Genomic DNA, 11,760 nt, shown 5'->3' on the forward strand with positions numbered 1-11,760 from the left:
ACGGATCGGTTCGCCTTCCATGCCGGCGTCAGCCAGCTTGCGGCGCAGGTTGCGCACGTGGCTGTCGACGGTGCGGTCGACCACCACGCGGTGGTCCAGATAGAGGCGGTCGAGCAGCTCATCGCGCGCCCAGATCCGGCCCGGCGTGGCCAGCAGCGTGCGCAGCAGGCGGTATTCGACCGGGGTCAGGTCCAGGCCCTTGCCGTTCCAGGTAGCGCGGGCTGCCGGTTCGTCGATATGCAGCCCGCTGTTGGCCCGCGCAGCGGGGTCCGGGCGGTAGCGACGCAGCACCGCCATCACCCGTGCGACCACTTCGCGCGGACTGAACGGCTTGCAGATGTAGTCGTCGGCACCGATGTCCAGGCCCAGCAGGCGGTCGATCTCTTCCACCCGTGCGGTGACCATGATCACCGGTACATCGCTGCTGGCGCGCAGTTCGCGGCACAGGTCCACGCCATCGCGCTGTGGCAGCATCAGGTCCAGCAGCACCAGGTCGGGCTGGTAGCGCGCGAAAGCGTCGATCACCTGACCGCCATCGTCCACCCATTCGCTGGTCATCCCGGCGGCGGCCAGGTAGTCGCGCAGCACCGAGGCCAGGCGTGGCTCATCCTCGACGATCAGGATCTTCGCGGACGCGGCGGGGGACGGGCTCATGCAGGCTCCGGCAGGGTGATGACCACGCGCAGCCCGCCCAGCGGCGATGGCTCGGCGTGGATGAGGCCGTGGTGGGCGAGGATGATGTTGTGGCTGATGGCCAGGCCAAGCCCGCTGCCGCCACTGGCCCGGTTGCGCGAGCTCTCCACCCGGTAGAAGCGCTCGAACAGCAGCGCGCATTTGTCGGCCGGCACGCCTGGCGCGGTGTCTTCCACGATCAGCTGCACGCCGGCAGGCACGCGCGCTGCCTGCACGCGTACGCGGCCCCCGGCGTGGGTGTAGCGCAATGCGTTTTCCAGCAGATTGGCCAGCACCTGCTGCAGGCGTCGTTCGTCACCGGATACCTGCAGCGGTGTGGCGGGCAGGTTCTCCTCCAGTGCCAGCCCCGCCGTGGAGAAGCGCACGCGCATGCCATTGAGCTCGCTGCGCAGCAGCGCCGCCAGGTCCAGCGGTGCGAAGCGGTAGGCCAGGCCGCCGGACTGGGTCATCGACAGGTCGTGCAGGTCGTCGATCAACTTGCCCAGTTGGCGGATCTCGCCCTGCAGGGCACCGAGGTTGGCGCGGTCCAGCGGGCGGATGCCGTCCTCGATGGCTTCCAGTTCGGCACGAACCACCGCCAGCGGCGTGCGCAGTTCGTGCGAGATATCGGCGATGAAGGCACGGCGGTTGCGCTCGGTGTCGTCCAGCGCCTGCGCCATCCGGTTGAAGTCGTTGACCAGTGCATCCAGCTCGTCATCGCTGGTGCGCTCGATGCGGGTGGCGTAGTCGCCAGCGGCGAGCCGGTGGGTGGCCGCCGCCAGTTTGGCAAGGCGCTGGCGCAGCGCGCGCGATACCAGCCAGGCCAGCAGCACCGTCACCAGCAGCAGCGCGATGCCGATCACCCACCACGCACGCATCTGGGTGTTGTAGAAGTTCAGGTCGTTGGTGGCGATGACGGTCTGGAACGGCACCATGCCCAGCCAGCCGACCGTGTGCCCGTCCACCTGCACGGCGTGCGGCTCGTCGTCGCTGGTGGCGTCCGGGTTGCCGGCTACGAACCGATGCTGTGCATCGAACAGGCCCAGGCGGGAGGGAACGCCGGTCTGGTCGGACAGCGGTGGCACGGGCCCCTCGTGCCCATGGGCCAGATCCGGGCGCAGCAGCCGCGCCCAGCGGTCACTGTCGCCGCGCAGGTGCTCCCAGCCGCCGTGCGCACTGTACTCGCGCTGCAGGTGCGGCATCACGCGCTGCATGCGCAGGTCGCCCTGGTCATTGAGGTAGTCCAGGAAGCCGGTCTGGAACGCCACGCGGCTGGCAATACCGTTCACTGCCAGCACCAGCAGGCAGGCGGTGAAGATCGCGAGGAAGGTCTTCGCGGTCAGGCCGAATTTGAGTCGAATCTTCGCCATCGCGGGGCCATTAGCGGCGCATGCGGCGCCGAAAGCAAGCGCCCGCTGAGCCGGTCGCACAATCTCCATATTCTCTGCACAGTTCCACGGCAGCGTGCACGGGTCAACGAAAGGCCCCCACGCCCCCCATGTCACTCCTGCGCCCGCTGTCCCGCTCCCCCCGTCCGCTGTTGCTGCCCCTGCTGCTGGCCCTGGCGGCCTGCTCGGCGGGCAGGCCCGAGGCCCCGGCCACCCCTGAAGTGGGCGTCATCACTGCCAGCGTGCAGCCGCTGGCCCTGCAACAGACCCTGCCCGGTCGCGCCGTACCGTTCGAGGTGTCCGAGGTGCGCCCGCAGGTCGGTGGGCTGATCCGCCAGCGGTTGTTCACCGAAGGCCAGCAGGTCAAGGCCGGCCAGCTGCTTTACCAGATCGATCCGGCGCCGTACCAGGCCGCCTTCGATACCGCGCGTGGCCAGCTGGCGCAGGCCGAGGCCACTGTGTTGTCGGCGCAGCCGAAGGCCGAGCGCACCCGCACGCTGCTGGGCATGGATGCGGCCAGCAAGCAGGACGCCGACGATGCCACCTCGGCACTGAAGCAGGCCCAGGCCAATGTGATCGCCGCGCGCGCTGCGCTGCAGGCGGCCCGCATCAACCTCGACTACACCCGGGTTACTGCACCGATCGATGGCCGCATCGGCACGTCCAGTGTCACCGCTGGCGCGCTGGTCGCCGCCGGCCAGGACGCGGCGCTGGCAACCATCCAGCGGTTGGACCCGGTCTATCTGGATGTCACCCAGTCCAGCACGCAGATGCTGGCGCTGCGCAAGCAGCTCGATGCCGGCCGGGTGAAAGCCATCGACGGCAAGGCACAGGTGAAGGTGCTGCTGGAGGACGGCAGCACGTACGCGCATGAAGGCACCCTGGAGTTTGTCGGCAGCGCAGTCGACCCGGGCACCGGCAACGTGGTGCTGCGCGCGGTCATTCCGAACCCGGAGGGCCTGCTGCTGCCAGGCATGTACCTGAGGGCGGTGCTGCCGATGGCCACCGATGCGCGCGCCCTGCTGGTGCCGCAGAAGGCGGTGCTGCGCAATGAACGTGGCGAGCCGCTGCTGCGCCTGCTCGACGCAAAGGACCGCGTGGTCGAGCGCCGGGTCAGCACCGGCCAGGTAGTGGGCAACCAGTGGCAGATCACGCAGGGGCTGAAGGCTGGCGATCGGGTGATCGTCAGCAACGGCAGCGCGGTAGCGCTTGGCCAGCAGGTGCAGGCGGTGGCGGCCACCACCGCGCAGCTGGCCGCAATGCCGGCGATCGACCCGACCGGCAACACCGACGAAACGTCGCACTGAGGCCTGCCGCGCATGGTTCGTTTCTTCATCGACCGGCCGATCTTCGCCTGGGTGATCGCCATCGCGGTCAGCCTGCTCGGCCTGCTCGCGATCCTGATCCTGCCGGTGGACCGCTACCCGCAGATCGCCCCACCCACCATCACCATCCGCGCCACCTACACCGGCGCCTCGTCGCAGACCGTGGAAAACGCGGTCACCCAGGTCATCGAGCAGTCCCAGCAGAGCCTGGACCACCTGATGTACATGACCTCCACCAGCGCCTCCGATGGCTCGGCGCAGGTCAACCTGGTGTTTGCCACCGGCACCAATCCGGACACCGCGCAGGTGCAGGTGCAGAACCAGCTGCAGGCGGCGATGGCGACGCTGCCGGAGGCGGTGCAGCAGAACGGCCTGACCATCACCAAGTCCAGTGGTTCGATCTTCGAGGTGCTGTCGTTCACCAGCGAAGACGGCAGCATGGACAACTTCGATGTCGCCAACTTCATGGAAGCGCGCATCGACGACCAGATCAGCCGCGTCAGTGGTGTCGGCAACATCCAGCCGATCGGCCAGGAATACGCCATGCGCATCTGGCTGGACCCGGAGAAGATGCGCCAGTACGCGCTGATGCCGTCGGACATCGAGACCGCACTGCAGGCGCAGAACACCGACGTCTCGGCCGGTGAGCTGGGTGGCCAGCCGGCACTGAAGGGCCAGCAGCTGGACGCCACGGTCACCGCGCGCAGCCGCCTGCACACGCCCGAACAGTTCGCGCGGGTGGTGCTGAAGGCCGATGCCAACGGCAGCGTAGTGCACCTGGGCGACGTGGCGACGATCGGCCTGGGGCCGGAGAGCTACGACAGCATCAGCACCTTCAACGGCAAGCCGTCGGCGTCGCTGGGCATCGAGCTCAACGCCGGCGCCAATGCCATCGCCGTGTCCAAGGCCATCGAGACCCGCCTGCAGCAGTTGCAGAAGTACTGGCCGCACGGCTACACCTACCACGTGGCGTTCACCACCACGCCGTTCGTGACCATCTCGCTGAAGGAAGTGGTGATCACCCTGATCGAGGCGATCATCCTGGTGGTGCTGGTGATGTACCTGTTCCTGCAGAACTGGCGCGCCACCCTGATCCCGACCATCGCGGTGCCGGTGGTGCTGCTGGGCACCTTTGGCGTGCTGGCGGCATTTGGCTATTCGATCAACACGCTGACCATGTTCGCACTGGTGCTGGCCATCGGCCTGCTGGTGGACGATGCCATCGTGGTGGTGGAGAACGTGGAGCGGGTGATGACCTTCGAAGGGCTGGCGCCGAAGGCGGCCACGTTGAAGGCGATGGGCCAGATCACCGGCGCGCTGGTGGGCATCGTGCTGGTGCTGACCGCCGTGTTCCTGCCGATGGCGTTCTTCAGCGGTGTCACCGGCGTGATCTATCGCCAGTTCTCGGTGACGATTGCCGCCGCGATGGTCCTGTCGGTGCTGGTGGCGATGACCATCACCCCGGCGCTGTGCGGCAGCATCCTGCACCAGATTCCCAAGGGCGGCCATCCGCATGGCGACCACGGCGGCGAGCCGAGCCTGCTGGGCAAGTGCTTCATCTGGTTCAACCACCGTTTCGAGCGCACCTCCAACGGCCTGCGTCGCCGGGTGGATGGCTTCCTTGGCCGGCGCACGCTGGGCGTACTGTTCTACCTGGCGCTGAGCGTGGCCACCGGCCTGCTGCTGTGGCACCTGCCCGGCGCGTTCCTGCCCGACGAGGACCAGGGCATGCTCAACGCGCTGGTGAAGCTGCCGGCCGGTGCCACCCTGGAGCAGACCCGCGCGGTGATGGATCGCCTGAGTGCCGCTGCGGTGAAGGACGACGGCGTGCTGTCGATCCAGGCCACCGCTGGTTTCAGTGTCACCGGCAGCGGCCAGAACGTCGGCCAGGCCTTCATCCGCCTGAAGGACTGGGATGACCGCAAGGATGACGCCGACACCATTGTCGCGCGGTTGACCGCGGCCATGGCCAGCGTGCCCGATGCGCAGGTGTTCATCACCTCGCCACCGGCCATCCTTGGCCTGGGTGACGCGGGCGGTTTCACCCTGGAACTGCAGGACGAAGGCGGCGCCGGCCATGCCGCTGCCGTGGCCGCGCGCAACACGCTGTTGAAGGAGGCCGCCAGGGATCCGAAGCTGGTCAACGTGCGCTACGCCAGCCTGGAAGACGCGCCGGTGTATGCAGTGAAGGTGGACGACGCCAAGGCGCAGGCGATGGGCGTGAATCCGCAGGACATCAATGACACCTTGAATGCGGCCTTGGGTGGCGACTTCGTCAACAACTTCATCTACAAGGGCCGCATCAAGAAGGTGTTCATCCAGGGCACGGCCGAAGCGCGCATGCAGCCGCAGGACATCGAGCGCTGGAGCGTGCGCAACCAGGTTGGGCAGATGGTGCCGCTGTCGTCGCTGGTCAGCGCGCACTGGTCCAGCGCGCCGGCCGCGCTGCAACGCTACAACGGCGTGTCGGCGATGGAGATCACCGGCCAGCCCGCGCCGGGCGTCAGTTCCGGCGAGGCGATGGCCGAGATCGCGCGCCTGGCCGACGCGCTGCCGGAAGGCTTCAGCCATGCCTGGTCGGACATGGCCTACCAGGAACAGCTGTCGGGCAATCAGGCGCCGATGCTGTACGCCATCTCGCTGCTGTTCGTGTTCCTGTGCCTGGCCGCGCTGTATGAAAGCTGGGCGGTGCCGTTCGCGGTGATGCTGGCGGTGCCGGTGGGCGTGTTTGGTGCGGTGCTCATGATGAACCTGCGTGGCCTCAACAACGACGTGTACTTCCAGGTCGGCCTGCTGACCACGATTGGCCTGGCGGCCAAGAACGGCATCCTGATCGTCGAGTTCGCGCGCATCCTTGAACAGCAGGGCAGGAGCACCCGCGAGGCGATCCTGCAGGCCGTCTATCTGCGCCTGCGGCCGATCGTGATGACCTCGCTGGCGTTCCTGATGGGTGTGCTGCCGCTGGTGTTCGCCACCGGCGCTGGCTCGGCCGCGCGCCGCTCGCTGGGTACCGGCGTGGCCGGCGGCACGGTCGCCTCGATGGTGCTGGGCATGTTCTTCGTGCCGTTGTTCTACCTGCTCGTGCGCCGCCTGTTCCCGGGCCGCGCGCCTGCCGAAGCCACTGCCCCGGAGGCAAGCCCATGAAGCCGACGCTGCTGCGCGCCATTGCGGCCGCAACGATGACCACCGTGCTGGGCGGCTGCGTGAGCATGGCGCCGCATTACCAGAGGCCCGAGGCGCCGGTGCCGGCACAATTCGGCAATGCCGCCACGGCCGAGGCCGAGCCAGCACTGGCGGTGCCAGCCTGGCGCGAAGTCTTCCTCGAGCCGCGCCTGCAGCAGGTGATCGCGCTGGCGCTGCAGAACAACCGCGACCTGCGCGTGGCCATGCTGCAGGTGGAGAAGGAACGCGCGCAGTACCGCATCCAGCGCGCGGCGCTGCTGCCGTCGGTGGATGCCAGCGGCAGTGTCACCCGCTCGCGGGTAAGTGATGCCAACAGCGAGACCGGTGCCACCCAGGTAACCGAATCTGATGCCGTGCAGGTGGGTATCAGCAGTTGGGAACTGGATCTGTTCGGACGCATCCGCAGCCTGAAGAACGAGGCCCTGCAGAACTGGCTGGCCAGCGCCGAGAACCAGCGCGCCGCGCGCACCAGCCTGGTGGCCGAAGTGGCCACGGCGTGGCTGGCGTTGGCAGCGGACGAGCAGTCACTGGCGTTCACCCGGCAGACCCTGGACAGCCAGCAGCAGACCCTGCAGCGCACCGAGGCCCGCCACGCCCAAGGCCTGGCCTCGGGCCTGGACCTGTCGCAGGTACAGACCAGCGTCGAAGCCGCGCGCGGTGCGCTCGCCAAGCTGCAGACGCAGCAGGCGCAGGATCGCGATGCATTGCAGTTGCTGGTAGGGGCGCCGCTGGATGCGGCCTTGCTGCCAACCGCGCAGGCGCTGGATGGCAGCGTGGCACTGGCGCCGCTGCCGGCCAACCTGCCGTCCAGCGTGCTGCTGCAGCGCCCGGACGTGTTGTCCGCCGAACACGCACTACAGGCGGCCAATGCCGATATCGGTGCCGCGCGCGCTGCATTCTTCCCGACGCTGACATTGACCGCCAACTACGGCCACAGCTCCACCGCGTTGTCGACGCTGTTCTCGGCCGGCACCCGTGGCTGGTCGTTCGCGCCCAGCATCACCGCGCCGATCTTCCACGCCGGAGCGCTGAAGGCCTCGCTGGATGCCTCGAAGATCGGCAAGGACATCGGCATTGCGCAGTACGAGAAAGCGATCCAGCAGGCCTTCAGTGAAGTAGCCGATGCCCTGGCCACGCGCGATCACCTGACCGTGCAGATGGACGCACAGCGCGCGCGGGTGGCCGCCAGCCAGCGTAGCTACACGCTGGCCGATGCGCGTTACCGCACCGGGCTGGACGGCTATCTGCAGGCACTGGATGCGCAGCGCAGCCTGTTTGCCGCGCAGCAGGACCTGATCGCGCTGCAGCAGCAGGAGGCGGGCAACCGGGTGACGTTGTTCAAGGTGCTGGGCGGCGGGGCCGACGCACGCTAGCGCGTTCGCCAATGTGGGTGCGTCTTCCGCTCCGGTGGGTGCCGACCTTGGTCGGCACGGAGGCCTTCATCCACGCATGGCGTGGATCTACCGGAGCGGGAGGCCTTGGTAGGTGCCGACCTTGGTCGGCACACATGCACGGAGTATCGCTATCGGATGATTCGTGCCGGCCGAGGCCGGCACCCACCAGAAGCGGACGGTCCCGCGTTACGCCACGCGGCCGCGGCGCGCGCGCTCCAGGTGCACCAGCAGCAGTGAGATCGCTGCCGGAGTCATGCCCGGAATACGCTGCGCCTGGCCGATGGTCTGCGGGCGCACCCGCTCCAGTTTCTGCAGTGCTTCGGCCGACAGCCCGCGCACGGTCGCATAGTCGAACGCCTCGGCGATCGGCGTGGCCTCATGCCGCTGCTGGCGCTCGATCTCCTCGCGCTGGCGGTCCAGGTAGCCGGCGTACTTCACGCCGATCTCCACCTGCTCGGCCACCTTGGCGTCGGCCACGGCCGGCCCCAGCGATGGCACCTGCATCAGCTGCGCGTAATCCAGCTCGGGGCGCTTGATCAGGTCCAGCACGTTGGTCTCGCGGCTGACCGCCACGCCCAGCGTGTCCTGCACTTCGCGGCCCAGCGCATTGGCCGGGGTCGCCCACAGCGCGCCCAGGCGTGCGCGCTCGGCAGCAACAGCGGCCTGCTTGGTCTCGAACGCACCCCAGCGACGGTCATCCACCAGGCCCATCTCGCGGCCGGTCGGGGTCAGGCGCTGGTCCGCATTGTCCTCGCGCAGCTGCAGCCGGTACTCGGCGCGGCTGGTGAACATGCGGTACGGCTCGTTGGTGCCGTGGGTGATCAGGTCATCCACCAGCACGCCCAGGTAGGCCTCGTCGCGGCGCGGGCACCAACCGTCCAGCCCACGCACCTGGCGTGCGGCGTTGAGGCCGGCCAGCAGGCCCTGCGCGGCGGCCTCCTCATAGCCGGTGGTGCCGTTGATCTGGCCGGCGAAGAACAGGCCGTTGACCAGCTTGGTCTCCAGCGAAGCCTTCAGCCCGCGCGGATCGAAGAAGTCGTACTCGATGGCGTAGCCCGGGCGGGTGATGTGCGCGTTCTCGAAGCCACGGATGCTGCGCACCATCTCCAGCTGCACGTCGAACGGCAGCGAGGTGGAAATGCCGTTGGGGTAGATCTCGACGATGCCCAGGCCTTCGGGTTCGACGAAGATCTGGTGGCTGGCCTTTTCGGCGAAGCGCACCACCTTGTCCTCGATGGACGGGCAGTAGCGCGGGCCGATGCCTTCGATCTGGCCGCTGTACAGCGGCGAGCGGTGCAGCGCGTCGCGGATGATCTGGTGGGTCTGCTCGGTGGTGTGGGTGATCCAGCAGCTGACCTGCTGCGGATGCTCGTCCACCGAGCCGAGGAAGGACATCACCGGCCGCGGCGAATCGCCCGGCTGCTCGTCCATCACGCTGTAGTCCAGCGAGCGGCCATCGATGCGCGGCGGCGTGCCGGTCTTCAGGCGGTCCACCTGGAAAGGACGCTCGCGCAGGCGCGCCGCCAGCGTGGTGGCCGGCGGGTCGCCCATGCGGCCGGCGGCGTACTGGGTCGGGCCGACATGGATCTTGCCGGCCAGGAAGGTGCCGGCGGTCAGCACCACGGCACCGGCGTCGAAGCGCAGGCCGGTCTGGGTCATGACCCCGCGCACGGCGTCGCCTTCAATGACCAGGTCATCGACGGCGGCCTGGAACACCGTCAGGTTGGCCTGGCCTTCGACGATGGCGCGGATCGCCATGCGATACAGGTTGCGGTCGGCCTGGCAGCGGGTGGCGCGCACGGCCGGGCCCTTGGAGGCGTTGAGCGTGCGCCACTGGATGCCGGCGCGGTCGGCGGCATGCGCCATCGCACCGCCCAGGGCGTCGATTTCCTTGACCAGATGGCCCTTGCCGATGCCGCCGATGGCCGGGTTGCAGCTCATCGCGCCCACTGTTTCGATGTTGTGGGTCAGCAGCAGGGTGCGCACGCCGGTACGGGCCGCGGCCAGCGCGGCTTCGGTGCCGGCGTGGCCACCGCCGATGACGATGACGTCGTAACGATGGAAGGACGGGTTCATGGGGCTGTTCAGCTGGGGGCGGGCACGGCCGGGGCGGCACCGGGGTGGCGATTTTAGCGCCATTCGGGGCCGCGACGTCGGCGCCGGCCGGCTCCCGTCGAAATCAGCCCTAAAGTTGGCAGGATTTTTGCAGATAACCCAATAGCACCCACCGTGGCTGGCGCCGTAGGCGCCCGTGACCGGAATTGGAACAGGGGCCGGTACAGGCGCACGGTGGGGGAGCAGGGGGCCGGCAGTCGGGGGACTGCCCGGCCCTGTTTTTTGGCGCTATCGGGAGGCCGCCATCCACGCATGGCGTGGATCTACGGAAGCTGCGGCCGCCGGTTGACGACCCCGCAAAACAAACGGCCCCGCACTGCGGGGCCGTCTGCTTTCAGAGGTGCCGACATCCGACAGGGCCGGAACAGGGGGGATCCAGATGTTCCTGTCGGATATCGACGTAGAGATTTTTGCGGCGGCCCGTGTCGTTTTTGTCACTTTGTGACGCGGGCCGTCACTGGCCCCGTAGAGTGCGGCTTGGACCGTGTGAAATGCAAGACGGTTCAGCGCTCAACTGTGCGCTGCGTCCCACGATCCATGTTGCGCCAGGGGGAACCGTTCATTCTTGGCGCACTCGGCGCCGGAGCCGGACGGGCCGGCGGCGGGGGCGCAGAGGGCTGGATGTTCGATTGCGGCGGCCGGCGCATCGAGTCCATGTTCCGCCACGGCGAACCGCCGTTGTACGACGGCCGCGACGGCGGTGGCGGGCGGTTCTCGCCGCCGTTGCCGGGTGGGCGCGGTGGCGGGCGGTGGTTGTGCGGCGGGCGGTAGATCGGGCGCGAGTAATACGGATTGCCATAGCCGCCGTAGTAGCCGCCATAGCCGCCGTAGTACGGGTAGCCGTAGTTGTAGGGATAGCCGGCGGGGTAGCGGTACTCCACCGACGGCGCACCGTGGTAGTAGCTGCCGCTGCGGCCACCGCCGACATAGTCGTAGGTGGTGCAGCCGGTCAGGGCCAGCATCAGGCCACCGGCAAGCATCAGGCGCGTTTTCATGGTGGGTCCCCCCAGAGGACGGGTTGTACAGTGAGCTTCATGCGCAGGCGTTGAATCGGCCCTTAACTTCACTGTCCAGGATGAATGGAGGTGAAGGCTGCCATGCTGGCATGACCTGTGCCGGGGTCGCCAGCAGGGAGCCATACGTTAATCTTGCGTCATGAGCGATTCACTGTTGCCCCGTGCCGATGATGTCCTGGCTGCCGCTGCGCGGATCGCGCCGCACGCCAGCGTGACCCCGGTGCTGCGCTCGCGCACGCTGGATGCGCTGGCCGGCGCGCAGCTGGCGTTCAAGGCCGAGCATCTGCAGCGCGGTGGCGCATTCAAGTTCCGCGGCGCGTGCAATGCGGTGTGGTCGCTGGATGCCGATCGCGCCGGCGCCGGCGTGGTCACCCATTCCTCCGGCAACCACGGCGCCGCCCTGGCCCTGGCCGCGCGCACCCGTGGCATTCCCTGCCACGTGGTGGTGCCCGAAGGTGCAGTGGCGGCCAAGCTGGCCAACATCGCCCGCCATGGCGCCACGCTCTGGCGCTGCCCACCAACCATCGCCGACCGCGAGGCCACCTGCGCCAAAGTGCAGGCTGATACCGGCGCGACCCTGGTCCATCCCTATGCGGACCCGGCGGTGATGGCCGGGCAGGGCACCGCAGCACTGGAGCTGCTGCACAGCGACGGCCCGTTCGACGTG

8 protein-coding genes are annotated in these 11,760 nt (G+C 68.3%); 4 read left to right on the plus strand and 4 right to left on the minus strand.

All coding sequences use genetic code 11. From position 1 onward, the window contains the following. Both N5E02_RS17625 and baeS read right to left on the minus strand, forming a co-directional pair. A partial coding sequence (locus N5E02_RS17625; protein ID WP_279946555.1) for a response regulator occupies window positions 1–654 on the minus strand: 654 nt, incomplete at its 3' end. After that, on the minus strand, window positions 651–2,042 hold the full coding sequence (gene baeS, locus N5E02_RS17630; protein ID WP_053496809.1) for a sensor histidine kinase efflux regulator BaeS: 1,392 nt from the start codon (window positions 2,040–2,042) through the stop codon (window positions 651–653). The genes baeS and N5E02_RS17625, both read right to left, overlap by 4 nt. A gap of 128 nt (window positions 2,043–2,170) precedes the next feature. Here baeS and smeA point away from each other — a divergent pair, with 128 nt between their 5' ends. From smeA to smeC, 3 genes are read left to right on the plus strand one after another with little or no spacing between them, the layout of a single operon-like run. Further along, on the plus strand, window positions 2,171–3,367 hold the full coding sequence (gene smeA, locus N5E02_RS17635) for a multidrug efflux RND transporter periplasmic adaptor subunit SmeA (protein WP_065177884.1): 1,197 nt from the start codon (window positions 2,171–2,173) through the stop codon (window positions 3,365–3,367). A gap of 12 nt (window positions 3,368–3,379) precedes the next feature. Continuing rightward, the gene (gene smeB / locus N5E02_RS17640; protein WP_279946556.1) at window positions 3,380–6,529 is read left to right on the plus strand and encodes a multidrug efflux RND transporter permease subunit SmeB; all 3,150 of its coding nucleotides are present in this window, start codon (window positions 3,380–3,382) and stop codon (window positions 6,527–6,529) included. Then, a complete protein-coding gene (gene smeC / locus N5E02_RS17645; protein ID WP_065185872.1) occupies window positions 6,526–7,941 on the plus strand; it encodes a multidrug efflux transporter outer membrane subunit SmeC in 1,416 nt (471 codons plus the stop codon). The genes smeB and smeC overlap by 4 nt, the downstream gene beginning before the upstream one ends. Before the next feature lie 207 nt (window positions 7,942–8,148). On the opposite strand, the gene mnmG is transcribed toward smeC, so the two are convergent. Beyond that, window positions 8,149–10,038, minus strand: a complete 1,890-nt coding sequence (gene mnmG / locus N5E02_RS17650; protein WP_005420137.1) for a tRNA uridine-5-carboxymethylaminomethyl(34) synthesis enzyme MnmG — start codon at window positions 10,036–10,038, stop codon at window positions 8,149–8,151. A 542-nt stretch (window positions 10,039–10,580) separates the two neighbouring features. Beyond that, complete coding sequence (locus N5E02_RS17655) at window positions 10,581–11,072, minus strand: hypothetical protein (protein WP_049415731.1); 492 nt, start codon at window positions 11,070–11,072, stop codon at window positions 10,581–10,583. A gap of 160 nt (window positions 11,073–11,232) precedes the next feature. On the opposite strand from N5E02_RS17655, the gene N5E02_RS17660 reads away from it, so the two are divergent. Next, window positions 11,233–11,760, plus strand: a 528-nt coding sequence (locus N5E02_RS17660) for a pyridoxal-phosphate dependent enzyme (RefSeq protein WP_279946557.1), incomplete at its 3' end; no start/stop codon positions are given.

The organism is Stenotrophomonas sp. GD03777 (assembly GCF_029842485.1).
GTDB classification, from domain to species: Bacteria; Pseudomonadota; Gammaproteobacteria; order Xanthomonadales; family Xanthomonadaceae; genus Stenotrophomonas; species Stenotrophomonas sepilia.